Genomic DNA, 24314 nt, shown 5'->3' on the forward strand with positions numbered 1-24314 from the left:
GGGCCCGACACAACGGGCCCGGACCGCGGTGTGCAGGCACCAGCCGAAAAGCGGGTACGCACGCGACTAGCCGGCCTTGCGAGACCTGATAGCCCGGGGATACACGAATTGCGACCGGGCATCGCGCGCGCACCTTGTGCAGATACCGCCGACGCTGTGTCTTTGCAGCGTCCGCCTTAGCGTTGCCAGAAGGGCTTGGCGATCTCTGCCTCGACCTGCCGTCTCGTCACGCCGATGTCGTCGAGCAAATGGGGACTGGCCAGCGACTTCAGCTCAAGTTCCCGGCGAAAGCGTATCCGCCAGCGCCAGGTCGCGACAATGCTTCGCAGGGTCGCCAGGCTGTCGTGCCGACGCGACGCCTCCGCCTGCCCGACGGGCGTTCCCGGCCGCGCTGCGTGGTGCGGGGCCGATGCAAGGGTGGAAGTATCCTTCATGGCAACCTCCATCTGGTTCGAGGGTCCGGTGGGCCCTTGACCTGAAAGAGGATGAAGTGTGCGGGATACGGACAGCGTCGTAATTAAGCTCTCCCAAATAGTTCTCAAAAGTTCCAAACGGGCTATAGATGCGCCGTATGCAGGGATCGCGCTTTGCATTTGGTCCGTTCGTGCTCGATCCGGGTGCGGGAACGCTCCTTCGGAACCATGACCCCGTTGCCGTTGGCTATCGCGGCCTGAAGCTGCTTGCGGCGCTGGTCGGACGGCCCGGCGAAATCCTGGGCAAGGCCGAGTTGATGGACGCGGCGTGGCCGGGCACGGCCGTCGAGGAAGGCAACCTCACCGTCCAGATCGCGCAGCTGCGGAAGCTGCTTGGTCCGGCCGCCGACGGCGGCGAATGGATCTCCACGGTTCCGCGCGTCGGCTACCGCTTCACGGGAGCCATCGAACAGCTCGGCGGCGCGAAGCGAAAAACTTTGCCGCTGCCCGACAAGCCATCGATAGCCGTGCTGCCCTTCGTGAATGTGAGCAACGATCCCGAGCAGGAATCCTTCGCGGATGGGATGACCGAGGACCTGATCACCGACCTGTCCAGGATCCCCGGCCTGTTCGTCATCGCCCGCAACTCGGCCTTTGCCTACAAAGGAAAGGCGATGGACGTGCGCGAGATCGCACAGGACCTTGGCGTGCGCTATTTGCTGGAGGGCAGCGCCCGACACGCCGCGGGACGCGTGCGCATCAATGCCCAGCTGGTCGACGCGGCGAGTGGCGATCATCTCTGGGCGGAACGCTTCGATCGCAGCGTGGAAGATATCTTTGCCGTTCAGGACGAGGTGACGGCCAAGATCGTGGAAGCGCTGCTCGGCCGGCTGCGCGCGCCGCCGCCGCGCAATCGGCCCAGCAATCCCGAGGCCCACGATCTTTGCGTGCGGGCACGCAAGCTGATGGATGATTCACCGCAGATGGCGCAGGAAGCGCACCTGATGCTCACGCGCGCGGTCATCCTCGATCCGGAATACGCCGAGGCCTATCGCTGGCTCGCCATGAACCACTGGATGGGATGGGTGCATTCCGGCGGACCAACTGAATCGTCTCGTGGCGTTGCCCTGGAACTGGCACGCGAGGCTGTAGCGATCGATCCCGACAATGCGGGCTGTCATTGGGTCCTGGCTTACCTGCTTGCCTATGAGCGCAGCTTCACCGAGGCGGATGCGGAATTCGCCAGGGCGATCGAGCTCGACCCGAACGAGGCCGACGCCTGGGCGGCATTATCCGACATCGCGGTCCTGGCCGGGCGGGTCGAGGAGGGCCTTGAGCATATCCGCAAGGCGTTCCGGCTGAACCCGTTTCCGGCGAGCTGGTACTATCTGACGCTCGGCCAGGCGCAATATGCGGCCGGCGACTACCAAGCCGCCGTCGAAACGCTGCGCAGGGACGAGACTTATCGTACGAGCTCACGCCGCTTCCTGGCGGCAAGCCTTGCCCAGCTGGGCCGGCTCGACGAGGCGCGGGCAGAGGCCGAACTGTTCCTCGTCGGCAACCCGCATTTCACAACCCGCCACTGGGCCGAGACGGAGCCATTCCGCGACGCTGCGACGCTTGAGCATTTCGTTGAAGGCTACCGCAAGGCCGGCCTTCCGGAGTGAAGGATCCGGGTACCTATTCCTCAAAGCGCGTGGTGGCGTCACGATCACGCTCGTATCGTCTGGTCAGCGGAAACGGCGGCAACCAGGACTCGCGACGGATGATCCAGCTTTCGTAGGTCGGCATCAGCTGGTCAGGGATATCCAGGGATCCCAGGTTCACTTCGATCTCGTCTGCCAGGCGTGCGAAAACGGGCGAGCCGCAGCGGGGACAGAAAAACCGCCCGGCGTAGTCGCGTGTCTCCCCATCGATCGTCACCGCATCCTGGGGGAACACCGCGGAAGCGTGAAAAAGCGCCCCATGATGCTTGCGGCAGTCGAGACAGTGACAAAGGCCGACCCGGTATGGGTGTCCCGACGCCGCAATGCGGACGTTGCCGCAGAGGCAACCGCCGGTGAAGCGATCCATGCTGCGTCTCCTCTAAAGTCGAGCGGCCGGGATGGTTACAGCGAACAGCACTGTCATGACCCAAGGCAGTGGGGAATTGGGCGCAGCAAACGAAGCAACCATTGGTATCGGCTTCACGATCAACGGACGCAATGAACAGGATATATAATCAAAAACGAATAATCTAGTACTATTATCAATTTGTAGCGTTAGCTGCACACGCAATAATGCCGAAATGCCATAATCCTTCCAGGAATTATTAAGCGGGAGAAGAAATTGGACATGTTGAGTTCCTTTCAAGAAATGAAAACTCCCCGGCTCGGCCGGATGCTCCGCACGCTCGTGCTGTCGCTGATGGCACCTCTCGCCATTGTGGCCGTCGGGCCCGACGCCGCCCGAGCGGCCGGGGCCTGCGATTTCTTCAAAGGCAAGACCGTCGAGCTGGTCATTCCGTTCTCTCCCGGCGGCGGCTTCGACGTCTATGGACGCATGGTGGCGAAGTTCATGGGCGGCGAGCTTGGCGCGGCGAACATGATCGTGCGCAATCAGGCTGGCGCAGGCGGCCTGCTTGCCACCAACCAGACCTGGAGCGCGAAGCCCGACGGCCTGCGCATCCAACTTATCGCCGTCAGCGGCATGGTGGCCGCCGAGTTCGGTGGTGCCGCCGGCGTTGCCTTCAAGACCAAGGAGTTCTCCTGGATCGGGCGGGTCTCAGGGGAACCGGACGTGATCGCGACCGGGCCGGACAGCAAGATCCAGAGCCTGGCCGACATAAAGGCCATCGGGACCCAGCGCAAAGTGCGTATCGGCTCCACCGGGCTCGGCTCGCCGCAGTATGTCAGCGCGCGCCTGCTCGCGACCTTCCTCGAGACCAATGCCGATTTGATCACCGGCTTCAGCGGTGCCCCCGAGGTCTATGCCTCGCTGGGTCGCGGCGAGCTCGATCTCTTTGCTTCCTCGCTCAGCGCCGCCGATGCGGCGGAGAAGGCGCACACCGGGCGGATGATCCTGGTGTTCGGCACCGAAAGCGTTCCCGGCCGGCCGGAGCTCAAGCCGCTTTCCGAGGTCGTCGACGCCAAGTTCCTGCCGCTGATCAAGGTGCAGGCCGATGTGATCGCCGCGGGCCGCGCGCTCGCCGCCCCGCCGAAGCTTCCCGAAGACCGCCTGGCGTGCCTGCGCAACGCCTTCGACAGGACGATGGCGAGCGCGGCGTTCCTGGCCGAGTCCAGGCAGTTGAACCGGCCGGTCGAACCGCTCCCGGGCCAGGAGGTCGCCGATCTCATCAAGGCCGCGGCGGATACCGCTCCCAAGGAATATCTTGATCTGCTTCATGAATCATTTGTGCAGTAGCGCGGGATATCGTCCCCGGTGCCGGCCGTTCGGGTGACATCGGCGGCGGCGCGTGGCGGCCTTGATGGCTTGACCGAAGCGCGAGAGACTCGGCTTCCAGCAGATTCGCCGACGGCATTGAGCGCGTCGGCGAGGAGCGGCGGGGTCGTCATGGACGAGATGAGCCTGAAGATCCTGCGGATTCTTCAGAAGCAGCCGGATCTGACGGTCGCCGAGATCGGCGAGCGCGTCGGGCTCAGCCATACGCCCTGTTGGCGTCGCATCAAGGAGATGGAGCGCGACGGCGTCATCATGGGCCGGACCATCCGCCTCGATGCGCGGGCGCTCGGCTTCGATGTCTCGGTGTTCTGCTTCATCCGGCTGAAACAGCATGACGAAGAGACGCTGCTCGCCTTCGAGAAGGCGGTCCGCGCCATGCCGGAGGCGGTGCAGTGCTATTCGATGACCGGCGACCACGACTATGTGCTGCGTATCCTGGCCAAGAGCGTGCGCGAGTATGAGGAGATATTGAAGCGCTCGCTCCTGCACCTGCCCGGCGTCGGTTTCGTCAATTCCAGCTTCGCGCTGGATGAGCTGAAAAACACCTCGGAGCTTCCCATCTAGCGGTCCCGACGAAAAAGCGGACCGAATTCCTCATTCGAGCGTTGTTATTAGGACGCCATCCTCGCAAGCCCCTCCGCGGAGCCCGAGAAAGGGACCCCAGTCCACGTCCCAGGCTGCACTATCGGCATACGCACTTGGGTCCCGACTCATAAGGGGGCTGCCGTGTTGCTGACGCTCGACGACAAGTATCTGGCTGAACAGGGCCGGGTCTTCCTGTCTGGCACGCAGGCTCTGGTCCGCCTGCCTCTGGTGCAGATGCGCCGCGACCGTGCGGCCGGACTGAACACCGGCGTCTTCATCTCCGGCTATCGCGGTTCCCCGCTCGGCGGCTACGACCAGCAGCTCGCGGCCGCCCGCAAGCATCTCGACGCGCATGGCGTGGTGTTCCGGCCCGGCCTCAACGAGGACTTGGCGGCGACCGCGGTCTGGGGTTCGCAGCAGTTGCATCTCTCTCCCGGCGCCCGCAGGGACGGCGTCGTGGGCATCTGGTACGGCAAGGGTCCAGGCGTCGACCGTTCGGGCGATGTGCTGAAGCACGGCAATGCGGCCGGCTCGTCGCGCCTAGGCGGCGTGCTCTGCCTCGCCGGCGACGATCATTCCTGCAAGTCGTCCTCGATCCCGCATCAATCCGACCATGCCTTCATGTCGGCCTTGATGCCGGTGCTCTATCCCTCTTCGATCCATGAATTCGTCGAGTACGGCCTGCTCGGCATCGCCATGTCGCGCTATTCGGGCTGCTGGGTCGGGATGAAGTTCATTTCCGACACGGTCGAGACCACCGCCTCGGTCTCGCTCGACGGCGAACAGCGCCGCTTCGCCCTGCCGGCCGATTTCGAGCTGCCGCCCGGCGGGCTCAATCTGCGCTGGCCCGATCCGCCGCTGGTGCAGGACGAGCGGCTGCAGGCCCACAAGGGCTATGCCGCGGTCGCCTTCGCCCGCGCCAACCATGTCGACGAAGTGACGTTCGATGTGCCGCGTGCCCGCATCGGCATCATCGCCTCGGGCAAGGCCTATGAGGACGTGCTGCAGGCGCTGAAGGAGCTGTCGATCGGGCCGGAGGAGATGCGCGAGATCGGCCTGCGCATCCTCAAAGTGCGGATGCCCTGGCCGCTGGAGCCCGAGGCGGTGCGGCACTTCTCCGAGGGGCTGGAAGAGGTGCTTGTCGTCGAGGAGCGGCGCGAGATCATAGAAAACCAGATCAAGCAGCAGCTCTTCAACTGGCGCGCCGATGTGCGCCCGCGCATCATCGGCAAGTTCGACGATCGCGACCGCCCGTTCCTGCCGCTGTCGGAGGCGCTCACGGTGGGCACCGTCACCCGCGCCATCGCCGCGAGGGTGCTGCGCTTCGACTTCGACAAGGGCCTCAAGCGCAAGATCGAGGACGAGCTCGCCTATGTCACCGGGCGCAACGAGATGGTCGGGGGCCACGTCGCGCCGCTGATCCGGGTGCCCTATTTCTGCTCGGGGTGTCCGCACAACACCTCGACCCGGGTGCCGGAAGGCAGCCGGGCGCTGGCCGGCATAGGCTGCCACTACATGGTCCAGTGGATGGATCGGAACACCGAGACCTTCAGCCATATGGGTGCGGAAGGCGTGCCATGGACCGGCATCGCCCCCTTCACCGACGAGAAGCACATCTTCGTCAATCTCGGCGACGGCACCTATTTCCATTCCGGCATCCTGGCCATCCGCCAGTCCGTCGCCGCCAAGGTGAACGTCACCTACAAGCTGCTCTACAATGATGCGGTGGCCATGACCGGCGGCCAGCAGGTCGACGGGCATCTCACCCCGCAGCTCGTCACCCATCAGCTGCATGCCGAGGAAGTCAGCCCGATCTATTTGCTGTCGGATGCCCCCGAAGCTTATGTGGCGCCCGAGCTTGCGCCCGGCGTCATCGTCCGCCACCGCGACGAGATCGACACGGTGATGCGGGAGCTGCGCGAGACGCCCGGCTGCTCCGCCATCGTCTATGTGCAGACCTGCGCGGCCGAGAAGCGCCGGCGGCGCGCCCGCAAGCTGATGGAGGAGCCGGCAAAGCGGGTCTACATCAACCCGGCGGTGTGCGAGGGCTGCGGCGATTGTTCGGTGCAGTCCAACTGCGTTTCGGTCGAGCCGCTGGAGACCGCCTTCGGCCGCAAGCGGCGGATTAACCAGTCGAGCTGCAACACGGACTATTCCTGCCTCAAGGGCTTCTGCCCCTCCTTCGTCACGGTGGAGGGCGGCAAGCCGCGCAAGCGCGCCGCGACCGCGCCCGACGTGTCCGGCCTGCCCGAGCCGACCCTGCCCTCGCTCGGCCCGCATCCGTGGAACATCGCCATTGCCGGGGTCGGTGGCACCGGTATCCTGACCATTGGCGCCATTCTCGGCATGGCGGCGCATATCGACGGCAAGGCGCCGATGGTGCTGGACATGGCGGGCCTGGCCCAGAAGGGCGGGGCGGTGATGAGCCACATCCGGATCGGCCTGCGGCACGAGGATGTCACCTCGCCCCGCATCATGACCGGTGGCGCCGACCTCATCATCGCTGCCGACGACGTCGTCGCTGCCTCGAAGGACGCCGTCACCCTGTGCGAACCGAAGCGCACCGTCGGCGTCGTCAGCACCCACACCATCCCGGTCGCTGATTTCGTGCGGCAGCGCGACTTCGACTTCAAGGCGAAGTCGGTCGAACGGACAGTGCGCCGCGCCGTCGCCGCCAATTCCCACTTCATCGACTTCACTGCCGTCGCCGAGGCGGTCTGCGGCGATGCCATAGCCACCAACATCATGATGACCGGCTTTGCCTGGCAGAAGGGCCTGATCCCGCTGTCGCGCGAAGCGATCGATCACGCGATTTCGCTCAACAGCGTCGCGGTCGACGCCAACCGCGCTGCGTTCGACTGGGGCCGGCTGCTGGCGGCCGATCCGGCCTGCGTCACGCCGCTGCTCACCTCCGCTCCGATGCAGACGACGCTCGAGGAGATGAGCCTCGACGAACTGATCGCCCACCGCGCGGCGCATCTGGCGGCCTATCAGGACGAAAACCTTGCCGCGCGCTACCTCGCGCTGGTGGCGCGGGTCCGGCAACGCGCCGAGGCACTTGGTCTCGGCGAGCGCCTGGCGCGCACCGTGGCCCATGTCCATGCGCGCCTGCTGGCCTACAAGGACGAGTACGAGGTGGCGCGACTGTTCGCCGATCCCGCCTTCAAGGCCCAGCTCGAGCGGCAGTTCGACGGCGACTATTCGATCGCCTTCCACCTCGCCCCGCCCATGCTCCCGGGCAAGGACGCGATCGGACGGCCGAAGAAGCGTCGCTTCGGGCCGTGGATGATGCCGGCGTTCCGCCTGCTCGCCCGCATGAAGTGGCTGCGCGGCACACCGTGGGATCCGTTCGGCCGGACCACTGAGCGTCGCGCGGAGCGTGCACTGATCGCCGATTATGTCATGCTGGTGGAACGGGTCCTTGGCGAGCTAACCGCGGCGTCGGAACCCGCGGCGGCCGATCTGCTGGCGCTTTATGGCGACATACGCGGCTATGGGCCGGTGAAGCACGCGGCCATGCTGACGGCCAAGGCCCGCGAGCCCGAATTGCTGGCCGCCTTCGAGATGCAGGCGACGCAAGAACCAAAAGCGGCGGCATAAGCACGCCGAACCGGGGAGGACGAACATGTACGCGGCCGAGATGAGCTTCGGACTCGGCGAGGACATCGATGCGCTGCGCGACAGCGTGCGGCGCTTTGCGCAGGAGCGGATCGCGCCGATTGCCAGCGAGGTGGACCGGACCAATGCCTTTCCGCACCATCTCTGGCGTGAGATGGGCCAGCTCGGCCTGCTCGGCATCACCGTTCCCGAAGAGCTCGGCGGGGCCGGCATGGGCTATCTGGCCCATTGCGTGGCCATCGAGGAGATGAGCCGAGCCTCCGCCGCGGTCGCGCTCTCCTACGGCGCCCATTCCAATCTCTGCGTGAACCAGATCCGCCGCAACGGCACGGCCGCGCAGCAGCGGAAATATCTGCCGAAGCTGATGTCGGGCGAGCATGTCGGCGCGCTTGCGATGTCGGAGCCCGGTGCCGGATCGGACGTGGTGTCGATGAAGCTGCGCGCCGAGCACCGTGGCGACATCTATGTGCTGAACGGCAACAAAATGTGGACCACCAACGGCCCGGATGCCGACGTGCTGGTGGTCTATGCCAAGACCGACCCGGAAGCCGGCTCGCGCGGCATCACCGCCTTCCTGATCGAGAAGGGCTTCAAGGGCTTCTCCACCGCGCAGAAGCTCGACAAGCTCGGCATGCGCGGCTCCAACACCTGCGAACTGGTGTTCGCCGATTGCGAGGTGCCTGCCGAAAATGTGCTCGGCGCGGTGGGACGCGGCGTCGGCGTGCTGATGTCGGGGCTCGACATTGAGCGCGTCGTGCTCGCCGCCGGCCCGGTCGGCATCATGGCGGCCTGCCTCGACGTGGTGGTGCCCTATGTGCACGACCGGCGCCAGTTCGGCGAGCCGATCGGCACCTTCCAGCTGATGCAGGGCAAGCTCGCCGACATGTATGTCGCGCTCAACACGTCGCGCGCCTATGTCTATGCCGTGGCGGCAGCGTGCGACCGCGGCGAGACCACGCGCAAGGACGCCGCCGGGTGCATCCTCTACGCCGCCGAACAGGCGACGCAGGTTGCGCTGCAGGCCATCCAGGCGCTCGGCGGCAATGGCTACATCAACGATTTTCCCACCGGGCGCCTGCTGCGCGACGCCAAGCTCTATGAGATCGGCGCCGGCACCTCGGAGATCCGGCGCATGCTGATCGGCCGCGAGATGTTCCAGGAGAGCCTTTGATGGCGGTCCTCGCCTCGAACGTCGTCGCCCGCAGTGCCGCCTATGAGACCAATCGGAAAGCCATGCTCGCCAGCATGGCGGTGGTCGAGGCCGCGGTGCAGACCGCCCATGGCGGCGGCGGCGAGGAGGCGCGCCGGCGCCATGTCGGCCGCGGCAAGATCCTGCCGCGCGAGCGTGTCGCCCGCCTGCTCGATCCTGGCTCGCCCTTTCTCGAAATCGGCCTCACCGCCGGCCATGGCCTCAATGATGGCGCGACGCCTGCCGCGGGATTGATCGCCGGCGTCGGCCGGGTGTCGGGCCGCGAGTGCATGATCGTCTGCAACGACGCCACGGTGAAGGGTGGCACCTATTTCCCGATCACCGTGAAGAAGCATCTGCGCGCCCAGGAGATCGCCGCGGAGAACCGGCTGCCCTGCATCTATCTGGTGGATTCCGGGGGCGCCAATCTGCCGAACCAGGACGAGGTGTTTCCCGATCGCGACCATTTCGGCCGCATCTTCTACAATCAGGCACGCATGTCGGCGCAGGGCATTGCGCAGATCGCCGTGGTGATGGGCTCCTGCACCGCCGGCGGCGCCTATGTGCCGGCGATGAGCGACGAAGCGATCATCGTGCAGAACCAGGGCACCATCTTCCTCGCCGGTCCGCCTTTGGTGAAGGCCGCCACCGGCGAGGTGGTTTCGGCCGAGGAACTCGGCGGCGGCGACGTGCATACCCGGCTATCCGGCGTCGCCGACCATCTCGCCCGCGACGACATCCATGCGCTGGCGCTGGCGCGGCGCACGGTGGCCGACCTCAGCGGGGTCAAGCGCGTCGACCTCCCGCTCGGCGCGAGCGAGCCGCCGCTGTTCGATCCGGACGAGATCCTCGGCATCGTGCCGGCCGATCCGCGCACGCCCTATGATGTGCGCGAGGTCATCGCCCGCATCGTCGACGGCTCGCGCTTCGACGAGTTCAAGGCCCGCTTCGGCACCACGCTGGTCTGCGGCTTCGCCCAGATCCACGGCATCCCGGTCGGGATCCTCGCCAATAATGGCGTGCTGTTCTCGGAGGCCGCGCTGAAGGGCACGCATTTCGTCGAGCTCTGCTCGCAGCGCAAGATCCCGCTGGTGTTCCTGCAGAACATCACCGGCTTCATGGTCGGCAAGCGCTACGAGGCCGAAGGCATCGCCAAGCACGGCGCCAAGCTGGTCACCGCGGTCGCCACCACGCAGGTGCCGAAGGTCACCATGCTGATCGGCGGCTCCTATGGCGCCGGCAATTACGGCATGTGCGGCCGGGCCTATTCGCCCCGCTTCCTCTGGACCTGGCCAAACAGCCGCATCTCGGTGATGGGCGGCGAGCAGGCGGCGGGCGTGCTGGCGACGGTGCGGCGCGAGAGCCTCGAGCGGGACGGCAAGAGCTGGAGCGCCGAACAGGAGGCCGCCTTCAAGCGGCCGACGCTCGACATGTTCGAGCGGCAGAGCCACCCGCTCTACGCCTCGGCGCGGCTGTGGGACGACGGCATCGTCGACCCGCGCAAGTCCCGCGACGTGCTCGGCCTGTCGCTGTCGGCGGCGCTCAGCGCGCCGATCGACGAGACCCGTTTCGGCGTGTTCCGGATGTGAGGAGCGCGCGCGTGTTCGGGAAGATCCTCATCGCCAATCGCGGCGAAATCGCCTGCCGGGTGATCCGCACCGCGCGGCGCCTCGGCATCCGCACCGTCGCCATCTATTCCGATGCCGACCGCACCGCGCTCCATGTCGAGAGCGCGGACGAAGCCTTTCATGTCGGGCCCGCGCCGGCGACGCAGAGCTACCTCAGTATCGAGCGCATCATCGAGGCCTGCCGGGCGAGCGGCACTGAAGCGGTGCATCCGGGGTATGGCTTCCTCTCCGAGAACCCGGCCTTCGTCGAGGCGGTGGAGGCCGCCGGCCTCGTCTTCATCGGGCCGCCGGCCGCGGCGATCCGCGCCATGGGTCTCAAGGATGCCGCCAAGGCGCTGATGGAACAGGCGGGAGTGCCGATCGTCCCCGGCTATCACGGCGACGAGCAGGATGCGGGAGTCCTCGCCGAACGCGCCGCTGCGATCGGCTATCCGATACTGATCAAGGCCCGGGCCGGCGGCGGCGGCAAGGGCATGCGGCGGGTCGACGAGCCGGCCGCCTTCCGCGCCGCGCTCGACGGCGCCGGTCGCGAGGCTCGGGCCGCGTTCGGCGACGGCGCCGTGCTGATCGAGAAATATCTCGAACGATCGCGCCACATCGAGATCCAGGTGTTCGGCGATCGGCACGGCAATGCCGTGCATTTGTTCGAGCGCGACTGCTCGCTCCAGCGCCGCCACCAGAAGGTGATCGAGGAAGCCCCCGCGCCAGGCATGCCGGACGAGATGCGGCGCGCGATGGGCGCGGCGGCGGTGCGCGCGGCGAAGGCTATCGGCTATGTCGGCGCCGGCACGGTCGAGTTCATTGCCGACGTCTCGGAGGGGCTGAGAGCCGACCGCTTCTTCTTCATGGAGATGAATACGCGGCTGCAAGTCGAGCATCCGGTCACCGAGGCGATCACTGGGCTCGATCTCGTCGAATGGCAGTTGCGCGTCGCCGCCGGCGAGCCCCTGCCGCTCGGACAGGACGAGATCACCCTGAACGGCCACGCCTTCGAGGCGCGGGTCTATGCCGAGAACCCGGCGCGCGGCTTCCTGCCGTCCACCGGCAGGCTGACACGGTTCGACGCGCCGGACGGCAATGTCCGCGTCGATTCCGGGGTACGGCAAGGCGACGAGGTCACGCCGTTCTACGACCCGATGATCGCCAAGCTGATCGTCCATGCGCCGACGCGCGCGCAGGCCCTTGCCGGATTGTCCGACGCGCTCGCGCGCTGCCGTATTGCCGGCGTCGTGACCAATGTGGGCTTTCTCGGCCGGCTCTTAGCCGAGCCGAGCTTCGCCGCGGGCGACGTCGACACCGGGATCATCGATTGCGGGCTCCCCGCATTGGCACAGGAGCCCTCGCCGCCCGCGGAGGCGGTCGCCGTCGCGGCGCTCGCCGCGCTCGGTCATCTCTCTCCGACGGAGACGCGCGAACCGTGGCAGGCGCTGACAGGATGGCGGCTGTGGGGGGCTACGCCGCATTTCGCCGTGCTCGAACAAGGCGCCGAGCCGCTGGAAGTGGCTATCCTGCCGCAGGAAGCGGACCGCTTCGAGGCTGAGATCCAGGGGAAGGCGCTTCATCTCGCGGTGCTCCAGCGCCAGGCGGGCGGCGATGTGCAGATCGACCTCGGCGATCGCATCGCCAGCGTAGCCTTCACGCGCCGCGGCGAAGACCTGACGATCTTCATGGATGGCGCCACCCATGGCTTCAAGGTGCCCGATCCGCTCGATGCCACGCACGCCGAGCATGCCGCCGGCGACCATGTCGTCGCGCCGATGCCGGGCCGGATCACCGCCATTTCCGCCATATGCGGCAGCCCGGTCGCCAAAGGCGAGGCGCTGATCGTCATGGAGGCGATGAAGATGGAGCTGACCCTGACCGCGCCGCGCGACGGCGCCATCGGCGAGATCGGCGTCGCGGTCGGCGATCAGGTCACCGAGGGGACTACATTGCTGAGCCTCGCGGCGAAGGAGGCATGATGCGGGTCCGCATCGTCGAAATGGCCGCCCGCGACGGCCTGCAGAACGAGAAGCGCACCATTGCGACCGCGGACAAGATCCACTTGGTCGACCTTCTGTCCGCCTGCGGCTTCGAGAAGATCGAAGCCACCAGCTTCGTCAGCGCGAAATGGGTGCCGCAGCTGGCCGACGCCGCCGAGGTGATGGCCGGCATCGCCCGCCGGCCCGGCGTCACCTACAGCGCGCTGACCCCGAACCTCAGGGGCTACGAGGCCGCCCGCGCCGCTCGTGCCGACGAGGTGGCGGTGTTCGCCTCGGCCTCGGAAGGCTTCAGCCGCGCCAATATCAATTGCTCGATCGCCGAGAGCCTGGAGCGGTTCGGCCCCGTGGTCGAGGCGGCGAAGGCCGACGGCATTGCGGTGCGCGGCTATGTGAGCTGCGTCGTGCATTGTCCCTATGATGGGCCGACGCCGCCGGGCGCGGTCGGGGCGGTGACCACCGCCTTGCTCGCCATGGGCTGCCACGAGGTCAGCCTCGGCGACACCACGGGCCATGGCAGGCCGGAGGAGGTAGCCGTCATGCTCGACACCGTGCTCGAGGTTGCCCAGCCGGCCCAGCTGGCGGGCCATTTCCATGACACCGGCGGCCATGCGCTCGCCAATATCCGGGTCGCCCTGGACAAGGGGCTGCGGACCTTCGATGCCGCCGTCGCCGGCCTTGGCGGCTGCCCCTATGCGCCGGGTGCCAGGGGCAATGTCGATACGCTTGGCGTCGCCGCCCTGCTGGCGGAGTTAGGCCATGAGACCGGGCTCGTTCCGCAAGCCCTGGCGCAAGCGGCGGCCTTCGCCCGCGCTCTGGTCAGTGCACAGCCAGGGGAGAGCATCCGATGAACTTCGAGACGATCCGGCTTGCCACCGACGAGCGCGGTGTCGCCACCCTGACCCTCGCCCGGCCGGAGCGGCACAACGCCCTCTCAGCGGCGATGATCGGCGAATTGGCACAGGCCGCGTCCCAGCTCGGCGGCGATCCGGCGGTGCGGGTGGTGGTGCTCGCCGCCGAAGGCGAGAGCTTCTGCGCCGGCGCCGATCTCGGCTGGATGAAGGAACAGTTCGCCGCGCCGCGCACCCAGCGCATCGAGGAGGCGCGCCGCCTCGCGCGGATGCTGAATGCGCTCTACAGCCTGCCGAAGCCACTGATCGGACGGGTGCAGGGCCAGGCGTTCGGCGGCGGTATCGGCATGATCAGCGTCTGCGATGTCGCGATCGCCGCTTCTGGTGCCCGCTTCGCCTTGACCGAGACCCGGCTCGGCCTCATCCCGGCGACGATCGGGCCCTATGTGGTGGCGCGGATCGGTCACGCCGACGCCCGGCGGGTGTTCATGTCCGGCCGCTTCTTCGACGCTGCCGAGGCGACGGCGCTTGGCCTGGCTAATGCCGTGGTCGATGCCGGCCAACTCGATGCCGCGATCGAGGCCGAGGTGACGCCTTATCTTGTCGCCGCGCCCGGGGCGGTGGCCGCCGCCAAGGACCTGCTGCGTCGGCTCGGCCCGAAGATCGACGATGCGGTGATCGAAACCACCATCGCCCGGCTGGCCGACATCTGGGAGACCCCCGAGGCGCAGGAAGGGGTAACGGCCTTCTTCGAGAAACGCCCGCCGCGCTGGCGCAGCTGACGAATAGTCTGTCACGCGCCGCACAAGCGTCCTCTTGAGCGGCTTCGGCCTTCAGCTGATGACGACCGCCACCAGGTCGGCCTCGACGCCTTCCTGGCCTTCTTCAATGGCGACGGCGCTCACGGTCCCGGCGGTTTCGGAGCGATGCTCGACCTCGGTCTTCATGACTTCCATGATGAACAGCAGGTCGCCGGCGGCTACGGTGTCGCCGGGCTTTACCTGCACCTTCCAGATATTGCCGGGAACCTGGGTGCGGACCTCTTCGGCCATGGCTTGTCTCCTGATGAGCGGACGGGTCAGTTCGCGGTTTCGCCGAGCACGTCGTCAAGCGCGCTGATGAAGGTGTCGGCATGCTCGCGCCCGAACACCAGCGGCGGCCGGATCTTCAGGACGTTCGCGTAAGGGCCCGAAGCGCTGATGAGCACGCGGCGCTGGCGCAGTCCGTTGACGATTCGCGCCGTCAGGCCCGCATCCGGCTCCTTGGTTGCACGGTCGCGCACCAGTTCCAGCCCGACGAACAGGCCGGCGCCGCGCACGTCGCCGATTGCCTCAAAGCGGGTAGCGAGTTCGCGCAGCCCCGCCATCATATAGGCGCCGACATTGGCGGCGTTCGCCACCAGCCCGTCCCGCTCGATGACCTCGAGCACCGCATTGCCGGCGGCGCAGGAGACCGGATTGCCGCCGAAGGTGTTGAAATAGCGCGCCTTGCGGCCGAATTCGTCGACCACCTCGGGATCCATCACCACCGCGGCGATCGGCTGGCCATTGCCCATCGGCTTGCCGACCGTGACCATGTCCGGCCGGATGCCGTGGCGCAGGAAGCCCCAGAGCGCCGCACCGGTGCGGCCGAAGCCCGGCTGCACCTCGTCGGCGACGAACAGCGCGCCCTCGGCATGCACCACGTCCACCGCCTCCTTCAGGAAGCCGGCGGGATCGGACAACACGCCATCGCTGGAGAAGATGGTATCGCAGATCATCATCGCCGGCTCGACGCCGTGCGCGCGCATGTCCGCGATGGCGGCCCGCACGTCGGCGGCGAAGGCGGCCCCGAGGCCCTCCGCGCCGCGCCGATAGGCGTCGGGCGCCGGCACCGCACGCACATGCGCGCCGATCGGCACATGGCGGCCGAGCGAGGGCGAGAATTGCGACACCGCATCGGTGATGCCGTGATAGGCGAGCGAGGTGACGATGATGCCGGTGCCGCCGGTCTGCGCCTTGGCGATGCGATAGGCGAGGTCGTTGGCCTCGCTGCCGGTGCAGGTGAACATCACGTGCCCGAGCGGCGCCGGGAAGGTGGCGAGGAAGCGCTCGGCATAATCGAGGATCAGCTCGTGCAGATAGCGCGTATGGGTGTTCAGCGTCGCCACCTGCCTGGTGATGGCGGCCACCACATCCGGCTGGCAATGCCCGACCGAGGCGACATTGTTGTAGACGTCGAGATAGGCGTTACCGTCCGGATCATAGAGCCACACGCCCTCGCCGCGGACGATGTGCACCGGCTCCTCGTAGAACAGCCGGTAGGCCGGGCCGAGCAGGCGCTCGCGCCGTTCGATCATCGTGCGCTCGCGCTCGGGCAGCGCGTTCGAGGCGCCGGGCACATAGGCATTCACCATGCCGGGCAGGAAGGCGGTGTCACTCATCTCTCTCACTCCATGCCGCAGGCTTGGCGGAAGACGCGGCGCGCGGCGTCGCGATCGATGGCGGCGAAGGCCCGCAGTCCCTCCGCCGCGCGGGGATGGTTGCGCATGATGTAGGCGCGATTCTCCGGATAGAGCCGCGCCCGCCACTCGGTGATGGTGATGGTGGTGACGTGGCGCATCGCGATCAGGTCGAACAGGATGTCGATCTCTTCGGCGTGCAACGCCAGCACCGAATGATAGGCGGCTACGAAGTCCGCCGCCCGCACCAGCGAGTGCGCGCCGGCGACCTGGTAGGAAGCGGCGATGGCGACGTCATTGACCAGCGGGGTCTCGACCATATCGCCGAAATCGAGCACGCCGGTGACCCGCACCGGATTGGCGGGATCGACCAGCACATTGTGCGGGTTGAAGTCATTGTGCACCACCTGCCGGCGCTGGCGCTGCTGTACCGGGCGCACCTCGTCCTCGAACCGGTCGAGGAAGCCGGTCGCGAGTTCCCGAAGCTCGGTATCGCCGATATTGGGCAGCCAGTCGCGCAGCCGGCCGACATTGCTGATGTCCCACAACAGATCGTGCGTCGCCCCCGGATGGCGGAAATCGCGCAGAGCGAGGCCGAGCCGGGCGAGGCAGCGGCCGAGGTCCTCGCGCTGCGGGGCGGAGGGCGGCGCGCGGTATTGCGGCTCGCCGGTGAGATAGGTGAGCAGGCGCACCGTGTGGGTCTCGCCGCCCAGCGGCAAGGCCAGTTCGGTGCGGCCGTCGACGGTGCGGCACACCCGCGGCACCGGCAGGCCGGCGTCGCGCGCCTCGATATGCAGTAGCGCCTCGGTCTGGAAATTGGTGACGACGGGGTCTTCGGCCGAATTGGTGATCTTCAGCACATATTCCTGCCCGTCCGCCGCGACGAGGTGGAAATTCTTGTCGCGCTCGCTGGTGAGCAGGCTGACCTCGGCCTCGATGCCGAAATGATCCCGAGCGATCGCCGCCGCATTGTCGGCATCGGCGGCGGGCGCCGTGGTGATCAGAAGATTATTGGCGCCGTGGGCGGCGTGGAGCGACATGTCGACTTCCCAGAATTGGACGGCGGCCATGCGGCCAGCCGCCGGTCACGCGAGCGGATCGAGGCTCGCGTCGGTGCAGGCGGCGTCGAGCGCACGGCGCATCGCCTGCGCCTCGCTCATGTCCACGCGCCGGAAATGGATGATCTCGCCGGGCCGGGTCTGGCCGAGCTTCCACAATGCCGCGCTCGGCACGGTGAAGGGGTTGATGAAGCCGCCGGTGCTCGGCGCGTCCTGGATCAGGATGATCGGGGTCTGGCCGGCAAGGTTGATGGCGCCTAGCGGATAGCCGTGGTCGAGGATGTTGGAGGGGTCGCGCCCATGCTCCGGCCGCTTGTCGTGGGCGCGGGCGCTGAAGGTGAACTCCGGCCCGGTGAGGCGCATGCCGGTGCGGTTGCTCTTCGCCTGCACTAACCAGTCCGCCGAGAAGAAGCGGTCTATTCCCGGTGCGTCCAGCCAGTCGTCGTTCGGGCCGAGCATGCATTCGACCACGCGCGGACCGTTCGCCGCGATCACCGGGCGCCTCGCCTCGCCGACCCGGCGGAGCGCGGCGTTCGCCGGCGCGCCGAGCGGAATGCTCTGCCCGGCTTTCAGCGCATAGCCGTCGACACCACCGACCCCGGCCATGTGGAAGGTCGCTCGCGAGCCGAGCACGACTGGGGTGTCGATGCCGCCGTCAAAGGCGATGTAGGCACGCACCCCGCCCTTGGCCGGGCCGAGCGTCAGCATCTGTCCGGCGCGCACGGGAATGGTCTGCCAGGTCGGCACCGGCGCATCATCGAGCTTGGCCGCCATGTCGGCGCCGGTGAGCGCAATCACGCCGTCGCGCCCGAAGCGCAGCGTCGGGCCGATGAACTGGCATTCGAGCGCCGCGGTGTCGCGGTCATTGCCGACCAGCAGGTTGGCAAGGCGGAACGACCATGCATCCGCCGGGCCGGAGGGCGGGAAGCCCTGCTCCCAATAGCCGATGCGCCCCGGCAATTCCTGGACCGAGGTTTCCAGCCCCTGCTTGACGACCTCAAACATGCGCGCCTCCACGGGCTGCACGCTCGGCAAGCCAGCCGCGATATTTCCGCAGCGAGAAGCGCTGATAGCCGATGTCCGGGTGCTGGTAGGTACCGGCGGTCACCTGCGCGTCGATATGGTCCCACTCCTCGCGGTCGATCGGGATGAAGCGCACCCGGTCGCCGGCGCGGAACAGCGCCAGGTCTTCGCGGAACGCCGGCAGCTTCTGCTCGCGGTCCCAGATCGGCATCGGCGTGCGGGCGAAGATCTGGTAGCCGCCCGGCGTCTGGTCCGGATAGATGCAGGTGATGGCGCCGCCGAGCCCGATGGTGCCCTTGGGCGTCCAGGTGCGCGGCGGATTGTATTTCGGCGCCACCAGATTATGCGCCGGATCGAGCGGCATCAGCGAGCACAGGCCCGGCCAGAAGCCGAGCGCGGCCACCCAGTATTCCGTCCCCGAATGATGCCGCACCAGCTCGCGGCGCCCGGCGAGATTGTTCAGTTCGCAGAGCAGCTCGGGATCCGGCGTCTTGTCGGCGATCTTGGCGCGATAATCCTCGACGCAGGCGGTGGTCCACGGGTCGAAATACAGCACCGGGACGTAATAGAGCCGGCTGTCGAGCTCGACGTCCTCGCTGCCGCCAGCCGAGGCGGCGAGCGTCGTCACCTCGCGCACCATGTCGTCATAGGAGATGCAATCGGGATCGTAGGAGACCTGCAGCGAGGCCATTTCCGGGATCAGTTCGACCATGCCGGAAATGCCCGCCTGCCGGATCGCCGCGGCGAGGCTGTGCACGCGGAAATTCAGCTCGAAGCCCATCTCGTCGCCGAGCTCGACTTCAATGTAGCGATCGCCGCCAGGGTAGAATCGCGGAGCGTCATAGATCATCGGAAGATAGCCCGCGGACGTGATGAAAGCCGGGTGAAAATGATATACGATATATCGCCGGGAGCCGCAACGGGCGCCTCGGCGCGCAGTGGTTCGCGCCGTGCCGTTTTGGTATATGAGATAGCGGGGAACGGGGACCGGGAATGGCGAAGATCGAATACCGCACGCTGAACGATCGCGCCTATGAGCAGATCAAGAAGGGCTTGATTTCCGGTGCCTTCCGTTCCGGCCAGACCCTTGTGATCCGCAGCCTCGCCGACACCTACGGCATCTCCACCACGCCGGTGCGCGAGGCGCTGCAGCGCCTGGTCGCCGAGCGGAACCTCGAACTGCTGCCGAATCGCTCGATCGTGGTGCCGTTCCTCTCGGCCGAGCGCTTCATCGAGCTGGTGCGCATCCGCCGCGAGCTCGAAGGCCTCGCCGGCGAACTGGCGACGCCGAATATCCGCGCCAGCCACATCACCCGGCTGCAGGCGATGATCGACGCCATGGACCGCACCATCCAGGAAGAAGCCGGCGCCGAGTATCAGGCGCTCAACAACAAGTTCCACTTCGCGATCTATGAGCGGGCCGGCGCCCCGGTGTTGTTCCAGCTGATCCAGAACATGTGGACGCAGGTCGGCCCGTTCTTCAACGAGCTGACCGAGGATGCCGGCTTCGTCGCGGTGGCCAATGAGCAGCACCGGCATATCATCGCCGCCATGAGGGATGGCGACGCAGCCGCGGTGCGCCGCCATCTTGCCACCGACATCACGGTGGCGGGCGACCATCTCATCCCGCGCCTGATCGAGGGCGAGAAGGCCGCCGCCTCGGCCTGACACGGCCCCGGCCGGAAGCTTGCCCTGCACCGGCCTAGTCCCGGTCCATGCGGGCATAGAGCAGCCAGAACGCCCCGGCGAGCAACGGCAGGGTCACTGCCAGCACGATGGTCGCCAGGGCGAAGATGATCGGCACCTGCGATTGCTGGGACGCCGCCATGGTCCAGTTATAGACCGGCATGGTGGTCTCGGTGCCGCGCAGGAAGATGGTGCGCAGCACCTCGTTGAACGACAGCAGGAAGCCGAACAGCCCGGCGCCGATGATGGCGGGGCGCAGCAGCGGGAACTCGACGCGCCAGAAGGTCTGCCAGCGCGAGGCGCCGAGGTCTGACGAGGCTTCCACCAGGCGATGGTCGAACCGCGTCGTCAGCACCAGCACGATGAGCAGCGCGAACGGGAAGGCCCAGACGAAGTGCCCGGCAAAGATCGAGGCGAAGCCGAGCTTGAGCCCAAGCACGGCGCGCAGGAACAGGAACAGCGCCGCGCCCATCGACATGCCCGGCACGAACAGCGGCAGCAGGCAGAGCAGCAAAAGCTTGCCGGGGCTGCGTGCGTGCGGCAAGGCACGGCCGACCGCTGTCGCCACCACGGCACAGATGAGCCCGACCAGCAGCGCGATGATGAGGCTGGCGCCGAACGGCTTCATCCAGCGCGTGTCCTCGAACAGCGCAGCGTAATGCCGGGTGGTGAGCGGCAGCGGAATGCCCGACAGCGGGCGCTCGCTCACCGACATCAGAGCGAGCCAGGCCAGCGGGAAATAGATGAGGAACAACAGGATGATGCCGCCCCAGCGGGCGAGCGCCGGCCAGCCGCGCCAGTAGCTCCAGGGGTGCGCGGCGCCGACCGGGCGGGCATCCGCCGCGGGGTTCAGCCGGGTCTCGGTCGAGGTGCGGGTCTCGGTCGAAATATGCATCATCAGTTCTTCAGCACGCGGAAGCTTGACAGCACGTCGCCGAACCGCCGCGCCACGGCCAGCAGGATAACGAGCAGCAGCACCAGCAGCACGATCACGAAGGTCGACAGCGCCGCCACCACCGGGTAGCGCAGCGCCGTATAGGCGCTCTCCACGGAGTTGCTCAAAAGGTTGACGAAGCCGCCGCCCAGCATGCTCGGCTCGATCCAGGCCGCCAGCACCATGCCGAGCGTGAGCAGGATGCCGGCGGTAATGTAATGCCGGGCATGGCGAGCGGCACGATGACCCGGAACAGGGTCTGCGCCGGCGAGGCGCCGAGGTCGCCGCTGGCCTGGATCAGCGCGTCGTCGATGATGCTGATGGCGAGATAGATCGGCAGCACCATGGTCGGAAACGACGCGATGATCAGGCCGAAATGCACGGACCATTCGGTGTAGAGCATCCAGCTCATCGGCGTCTCGATCACGCCGATCTGCATCAGCAGCGCATTGATGGCGCCGTTCTCGCCGAGGATGGCGCGCCAGATGATGGTGCGCGAGGAGATGTCGAGGAAGAACGGGATGGTCAGCAACGCGATGACCACGGCGCGCGTGCTCTTCGAGGCACCGCCCTTGGCGAGCCACAGCGCGAACGGGAAGGCGATGACGAGGTCGATCACAGTCACGGTCAGCGCGATGCGCAGCGTGCGCAGGCTGACGCCGAGCCGGCCGGATTCGAGCAGCGAGATCCAGGTGTTGAGCGAGGGCTCATAGATCGTCGCGTAGTTCCTGGTCTCGAAGAAGCTGTAGGCGAACAGCACGAGCAGCGGCACGATGACCAGCGCGAACCACACCACGAGGAAGGCCGGGATCACCCAGCCGCCCGACGTCATCCGCGCCAGCAACGAGCGGGATACGGAAGGTGCGAGGGGCAAGCTGTCGTCGGTCATCGTCATCCGTTCAGGCGGTGCATTGCGAAGCGCGGGGCTTCAGAGTCCGACACGTATGTCCCGATTGGCCCTCATCCCCGGGCTTGACCCGGGGATGAGGGTGGAATGGGCTGTTCAACACCGTCATGGCCAAGCTTTTCCCAGCCATGACGACCTCTGAAACCGTGGATCCCCGGGACAAGCCCGGGGACGACGGCAATGTTGTCCTCACGCGTTGAGGAAGCGCTGCCACTCTTCCTCGATGGCGCTCGAATTGGTCGGCGTCGTCGTGCTGACGAAAGGCTTGGCGAACTTGCGGGCGACCTTCTGCTCGGTCGCCTTCAGCGCCGCGATATCGGCCTCCGGCCAGCCCTGCTTGGTGGCGTATTCGACACCGAGATCCATGTTCGGGCCGGCATAGCCGCGATCACGGGCCTGCAGCGCGCGATACTCGCCGCCGAGGAAATAGTTCAGCACCTTGTAGATCGCCGGCAGGTTGCCGCGGTCCTTCGCCTGCGAGGCGATGTAGGCGCCGTGGCCCCACTTGAAGTAGCCTTCCTTGGTATAGGCGTAGCGCGTGGTGCCGTCGCCGAGCGCCTTGTTGGCCTCGCGCACCGCCGGCTCCCAGCAGTTCAGCACCACCACTTCGCGGTTGGTCAGAAGCTGAACCTGCTCCTCGAAGGCGGATTGCAGGGTGCGGAACTGGCCGGCCTTCTTGCGGCTGATGAGAAAGTCGACGACGACCTTGGCTTCGGGCCCGGTCATGTCGGCGACATCGGCGACCTTGGCCTTGCCCTGGCCGATCAGATAGAGCGCCGCCGGTCCGATCGAATAGGTCCAGGTCTGGTCATAGCCGACCCGGCCGCGGGTCTTGTCGCTGTCGAACATCAGCGACCAGGAGAGTTCCTCCATGCCGTCGGGGTTGGCGCCGACCTTGTCGGGGAAATAGCCGAAGCTGTCGGCATTGCCGATCACCGGCACGCCGTACTGGACGCCGTCCTTGCCCTTCACCACCTCGGAGCGCTTCCACTCGTCGGGCGTGCGCTTCCAAAGCGTGAGCTCGGGATTGTCCTCGTCGATCTTCAGATACAGGCCCTGCGGCCCGAGAATGTCCTCGGTGCCGGACTCGAAGATGTAGATGTCGACCTTGTCGCCGAGCTGGGAGGCGACGACGTCGCGCAGGAAGACGCCGACCGAATTATTGGTGCCGGTGAAATCCATCTGCACGCCGATGGACTTGGTCATGACCGACCAGTCCTTGAGCTGCGCCGTGGTGACGCCATAGCCATGCACCACCGGATCGGCGGCATAGGCAGGCCCGACGCCGATGGCCGGCAGCACCGCGGCGGCGGTCCCGGCCAGCGCGATGTTCTTCATCAAGTCACGGCGGGACAATTCGAACTGCGACGTCGTCGAGAATTTATCTTTCATTTTCCCCTCCTCGCGTCCGGCCTCAGGCGGCCAGAACCACGCAATCTTCCGGCTTCCAGACCACGGCGCCGGGTTCGCCCAGCGTCTCGCGGTCGAAAGTGCGTACCTTCAGCCGCCCGGCTCCGGATTCCAGCGTCTGGTCGACATATTTGCCGCGATAGAGCCGCTCCACCTGCCGGCCGGGCAGCACGTTCAGCCCGGGCGCGGCCACCTCCGGCGAGGCCGCCAGCGCAGCGCGCTCGGCGCGTAGCGCGATGCTCGCCGGCTGGCCGAGCGCGGGCGCACCCGCTCCGGTCCAAACCCCGGTGACGCGGCCGGCGCCCTCCAGATCAACGGCGACGGTGCCGTCGCGGATCTCGGCCACCGCGCCCGGCAAGATGTTCTCGAAACCCATGAAGGCGGCGGCGAAGCGGCTCACCGGCCGGTCGAACAGTTCGACCGGCGTGCCGCTCTGGGCGATGCGCCCGCGGCTCATCAGCACGATGCGGTCGCTCATGGTGAGCGCCTCTTCCTGGCTGTGAGTGATGTAGATGAAGGTCATGCCGAGCCGCCGGCGCAGTTCCACCAACTCGGTCTGCATGTCGAGCCGCAGCCGCTCGTCGAGCGCGCCGAGCGGCTCGTCGAGCAGCATTATGGCGGGACGGGTGACGAGGCAGCGCGCCAGCGCCGCGCGCTGCTTCTGGCCGCCGGAAAGCTGGGCGATGCGGCGGTCGGCCATACCGGACAGCCGCACGATCTCCAGCGCCTTCATCGCCTCCTCGCGGGCCTGCGCCGCCGGCACGCCGCGCACGCTCAAGCCATAGGCGACGTTCTCGCCCACCGACATATGCGGGAACAGCGCGTAGTTCTGGAACACCGTCGTGCAGTTGCGCTTGGCGGCGGGCAACTCGCGCACGTCCTCGCCGGCAATGGCGAGGCGGGCCACCGAGGTCGGCCGCTCCAGCCCGGCGATGACGCGCAATATGGTGGTCTTGCCGGAGCCGCTCTCACCGAGAATGGTCAGGAATTCGCCCGCCGCGACCGCCAGCGACACGTCGTCGACGGCGACCACCGCGCCATATTGATGGCGCAGGCTGACGATCTCCAGCATGGGCACCCGGCCGTTCGCATTCATCTCTTCGGGCTCCTAGGGTGCTATATGATATATCATCAAAAGCCTGATGGTGCCAA

General features: G+C 66.9%; 22 protein-coding genes. 10 read left to right on the top strand and 12 right to left on the bottom strand.

All coding sequences use genetic code 11. From position 1 onward, the window contains the following. Nucleotides 1–176: 176 nt before the first annotated feature. The gene (locus tag G3545_RS15525) at nt 177–434 is read right to left on the bottom strand and encodes a DUF1127 domain-containing protein (protein ID WP_170014111.1); all 258 of its coding nucleotides are present in this window, start codon (nt 432–434) and stop codon (nt 177–179) included. 137 nt (nt 435–571) lie between these two features. Here G3545_RS15525 and G3545_RS15530 point away from each other — a divergent pair, with 137 nt between their 5' ends. Continuing rightward, entirely contained in the window at nt 572–2080 is a 1509-nt protein-coding gene (locus tag G3545_RS15530; RefSeq protein ID WP_170018102.1) for a winged helix-turn-helix domain-containing tetratricopeptide repeat protein, read from the top strand. Nucleotides 2081–2093: 13 nt separating this feature from the next. Here G3545_RS15530 and G3545_RS15535 read toward each other — a convergent pair whose 3' ends face one another. Beyond that, complete coding sequence (locus G3545_RS15535; RefSeq protein WP_170014113.1) at nt 2094–2486, bottom strand: GFA family protein; 393 nt, start codon at nt 2484–2486, stop codon at nt 2094–2096. A 261-nt stretch (nt 2487–2747) separates the two neighbouring features. Between G3545_RS15535 and G3545_RS15540 the strand changes: the two genes are divergently transcribed. The 8 genes from G3545_RS15540 (at nt 2748) to G3545_RS15575 (ending at nt 14486) form a co-directional block, all read left to right on the top strand. Continuing rightward, nucleotides 2748–3815, top strand: coding sequence for a tripartite tricarboxylate transporter substrate-binding protein (locus tag G3545_RS15540; RefSeq protein WP_246702900.1), 1068 nt, complete (start codon nt 2748–2750; stop codon nt 3813–3815). A gap of 150 nt (nt 3816–3965) precedes the next feature. Beyond that, nucleotides 3966–4418 carry an Lrp/AsnC family transcriptional regulator gene (locus G3545_RS15545; protein ID WP_170014117.1) on the top strand — a complete coding sequence of 151 codons (453 nt, stop codon included), beginning with the start codon at nt 3966–3968 and terminating at the stop codon, nt 4416–4418. A 162-nt stretch (nt 4419–4580) separates the two neighbouring features. After that, on the top strand, nt 4581–8039 hold the full coding sequence (locus G3545_RS15550) for an indolepyruvate ferredoxin oxidoreductase family protein (RefSeq protein ID WP_170014119.1): 3459 nt from the start codon (nt 4581–4583) through the stop codon (nt 8037–8039). A gap of 40 nt (nt 8040–8079) precedes the next feature. Continuing rightward, on the top strand, nt 8080–9228 hold the full coding sequence (locus G3545_RS15555) for an isovaleryl-CoA dehydrogenase (RefSeq protein WP_170018103.1): 1149 nt from the start codon (nt 8080–8082) through the stop codon (nt 9226–9228). After that, the gene (locus tag G3545_RS15560; protein WP_170014121.1) at nt 9228–10835 is read left to right on the top strand and encodes a carboxyl transferase domain-containing protein; all 1608 of its coding nucleotides are present in this window, start codon (nt 9228–9230) and stop codon (nt 10833–10835) included. Before G3545_RS15555 ends, G3545_RS15560 begins: the two co-directional genes overlap by 1 nt. An 11-nt stretch (nt 10836–10846) precedes the next feature. Next, nucleotides 10847–12835, top strand: coding sequence for an acetyl/propionyl/methylcrotonyl-CoA carboxylase subunit alpha (locus G3545_RS15565; protein WP_170014123.1), 1989 nt, complete (start codon nt 10847–10849; stop codon nt 12833–12835). Continuing rightward, nucleotides 12832–13704, top strand: coding sequence for a hydroxymethylglutaryl-CoA lyase (locus G3545_RS15570; RefSeq protein WP_170014125.1), 873 nt, complete (start codon nt 12832–12834; stop codon nt 13702–13704). Before G3545_RS15565 ends, G3545_RS15570 begins: the two co-directional genes overlap by 4 nt. Further along, nucleotides 13701–14486, top strand: a complete 786-nt coding sequence (locus tag G3545_RS15575) for a crotonase/enoyl-CoA hydratase family protein (RefSeq protein WP_170014127.1) — start codon at nt 13701–13703, stop codon at nt 14484–14486. The genes G3545_RS15570 and G3545_RS15575 overlap by 4 nt, the downstream gene beginning before the upstream one ends. A 51-nt stretch (nt 14487–14537) precedes the next feature. Here the strand turns inward: G3545_RS15575 and G3545_RS15580 are convergent, their stop codons facing one another. Genes G3545_RS15580 through G3545_RS15600 form a run of 5 tightly spaced genes read right to left on the bottom strand, consistent with a single transcriptional unit; the run spans nt 14538 to nt 19075 of the window. Further along, nucleotides 14538–14756 (bottom strand): biotin/lipoyl-containing protein, encoded by a 219-nt coding sequence (locus G3545_RS15580; RefSeq protein WP_170014129.1) that lies wholly within the window; start codon nt 14754–14756, stop codon nt 14538–14540. A 26-nt stretch (nt 14757–14782) separates the two neighbouring features. Continuing rightward, a complete protein-coding gene (locus tag G3545_RS15585; RefSeq protein ID WP_170018104.1) occupies nt 14783–16099 on the bottom strand; it encodes an aspartate aminotransferase family protein in 1317 nt (438 codons plus the stop codon). Nucleotides 16100–16131: 32 nt separating this feature from the next. Further along, on the bottom strand, nt 16132–17214 hold the full coding sequence (locus G3545_RS15590) for a phosphotransferase (RefSeq protein ID WP_206151260.1): 1083 nt from the start codon (nt 17212–17214) through the stop codon (nt 16132–16134). Between the two features lie 15 nt (nt 17215–17229). Next, nucleotides 17230–18207: a biotin-dependent carboxyltransferase family protein gene (locus tag G3545_RS15595; protein ID WP_170014131.1), complete on the bottom strand. Its 978-nt coding sequence runs from the start codon at nt 18205–18207 to the stop codon at nt 17230–17232. After that, nucleotides 18200–19075: an allophanate hydrolase subunit 1 gene (locus G3545_RS15600; protein WP_170014133.1), complete on the bottom strand. Its 876-nt coding sequence runs from the start codon at nt 19073–19075 to the stop codon at nt 18200–18202. The genes G3545_RS15595 and G3545_RS15600 overlap by 8 nt, the downstream gene beginning before the upstream one ends. Nucleotides 19076–19218: 143 nt before the next feature. Between G3545_RS15600 and G3545_RS15605 the strand changes: the two genes are divergently transcribed. Continuing rightward, nucleotides 19219–19893: a GntR family transcriptional regulator gene (locus tag G3545_RS15605; protein WP_170014135.1), complete on the top strand. Its 675-nt coding sequence runs from the start codon at nt 19219–19221 to the stop codon at nt 19891–19893. A gap of 34 nt (nt 19894–19927) precedes the next feature. On the opposite strand, the gene G3545_RS15610 is transcribed toward G3545_RS15605, so the two are convergent. From G3545_RS15610 to G3545_RS15630, 5 genes are all read right to left on the bottom strand, one after another. Further along, nucleotides 19928–20809, bottom strand: coding sequence for an ABC transporter permease (locus tag G3545_RS15610; protein ID WP_170014136.1), 882 nt, complete (start codon nt 20807–20809; stop codon nt 19928–19930). Next, nucleotides 20809–20961, bottom strand: a complete 153-nt coding sequence (locus tag G3545_RS15615; protein ID WP_170014137.1) for a hypothetical protein — start codon at nt 20959–20961, stop codon at nt 20809–20811. Before G3545_RS15615 ends, G3545_RS15610 begins: the two co-directional genes overlap by 1 nt. A gap of 8 nt (nt 20962–20969) precedes the next feature. Further along, nucleotides 20970–21734, bottom strand: a complete 765-nt coding sequence (locus tag G3545_RS15620) for an ABC transporter permease (protein ID WP_170014138.1) — start codon at nt 21732–21734, stop codon at nt 20970–20972. A 207-nt stretch (nt 21735–21941) separates the two neighbouring features. Beyond that, on the bottom strand, nt 21942–23144 hold the full coding sequence (locus G3545_RS15625) for a PotD/PotF family extracellular solute-binding protein (protein WP_170018106.1): 1203 nt from the start codon (nt 23142–23144) through the stop codon (nt 21942–21944). 22 nt (nt 23145–23166) lie between these two features. Beyond that, entirely contained in the window at nt 23167–24258 is a 1092-nt protein-coding gene (locus tag G3545_RS15630) for an ABC transporter ATP-binding protein (protein ID WP_170014139.1), read from the bottom strand. Nucleotides 24259–24314 lie beyond the last annotated feature (56 nt).

Source organism: Starkeya sp. ORNL1 (assembly GCF_012971745.1).
Taxonomy (GTDB): domain Bacteria; phylum Pseudomonadota; class Alphaproteobacteria; order Rhizobiales; family Xanthobacteraceae; genus Ancylobacter.

Excerpts from the sequence above, each read along its gene's own strand:
- G3545_RS15580 (WP_170014129.1), bottom strand. The coding sequence starts at position 14,756 with ATGGCCGAAGAGGTCCGCACCCAGGTTCCCGGCAATATCTGGAAGGTG.
- G3545_RS15570 (WP_170014125.1), top strand. The coding sequence starts at position 12,832 with ATGATGCGGGTCCGCATCGTCGAAATGGCCGCCCGCGACGGCCTGCAG.
- G3545_RS15620 (WP_170014138.1), bottom strand. The coding sequence starts at position 21,734 with ATGACCGACGACAGCTTGCCCCTCGCACCTTCCGTATCCCGCTCGTTG.
- G3545_RS15625 (WP_170018106.1), bottom strand. The coding sequence starts at position 23,144 with ATGAAAGATAAATTCTCGACGACGTCGCAGTTCGAATTGTCCCGCCGT.
- G3545_RS15545 (WP_170014117.1), top strand. The coding sequence starts at position 3,966 with ATGGACGAGATGAGCCTGAAGATCCTGCGGATTCTTCAGAAGCAGCCG.
- G3545_RS15605 (WP_170014135.1), top strand. The coding sequence starts at position 19,219 with ATGGCGAAGATCGAATACCGCACGCTGAACGATCGCGCCTATGAGCAG.
- G3545_RS15540 (WP_246702900.1), top strand. The coding sequence starts at position 2,748 with ATGTTGAGTTCCTTTCAAGAAATGAAAACTCCCCGGCTCGGCCGGATG.
- G3545_RS15600 (WP_170014133.1), bottom strand. The coding sequence starts at position 19,075 with ATGATCTATGACGCTCCGCGATTCTACCCTGGCGGCGATCGCTACATT.
- G3545_RS15585 (WP_170018104.1), bottom strand. The coding sequence starts at position 16,099 with ATGGTGAATGCCTATGTGCCCGGCGCCTCGAACGCGCTGCCCGAGCGC.
- G3545_RS15560 (WP_170014121.1), top strand. The coding sequence starts at position 9,228 with ATGGCGGTCCTCGCCTCGAACGTCGTCGCCCGCAGTGCCGCCTATGAG.
- G3545_RS15575 (WP_170014127.1), top strand. The coding sequence starts at position 13,701 with ATGAACTTCGAGACGATCCGGCTTGCCACCGACGAGCGCGGTGTCGCC.
- G3545_RS15595 (WP_170014131.1), bottom strand. The coding sequence starts at position 18,207 with ATGTTTGAGGTCGTCAAGCAGGGGCTGGAAACCTCGGTCCAGGAATTG.
- G3545_RS15555 (WP_170018103.1), top strand. The coding sequence starts at position 8,080 with ATGAGCTTCGGACTCGGCGAGGACATCGATGCGCTGCGCGACAGCGTG.
- G3545_RS15530 (WP_170018102.1), top strand. The coding sequence starts at position 572 with ATGCAGGGATCGCGCTTTGCATTTGGTCCGTTCGTGCTCGATCCGGGT.
- G3545_RS15590 (WP_206151260.1), bottom strand. The coding sequence starts at position 17,214 with ATGGCCGCCGTCCAATTCTGGGAAGTCGACATGTCGCTCCACGCCGCC.
- G3545_RS15535 (WP_170014113.1), bottom strand. The coding sequence starts at position 2,486 with ATGGATCGCTTCACCGGCGGTTGCCTCTGCGGCAACGTCCGCATTGCG.
- G3545_RS15610 (WP_170014136.1), bottom strand. The coding sequence starts at position 20,809 with ATGATGCATATTTCGACCGAGACCCGCACCTCGACCGAGACCCGGCTG.
- G3545_RS15630 (WP_170014139.1), bottom strand. The coding sequence starts at position 24,258 with ATGAATGCGAACGGCCGGGTGCCCATGCTGGAGATCGTCAGCCTGCGC.
- G3545_RS15525 (WP_170014111.1), bottom strand. The coding sequence starts at position 434 with ATGAAGGATACTTCCACCCTTGCATCGGCCCCGCACCACGCAGCGCGG.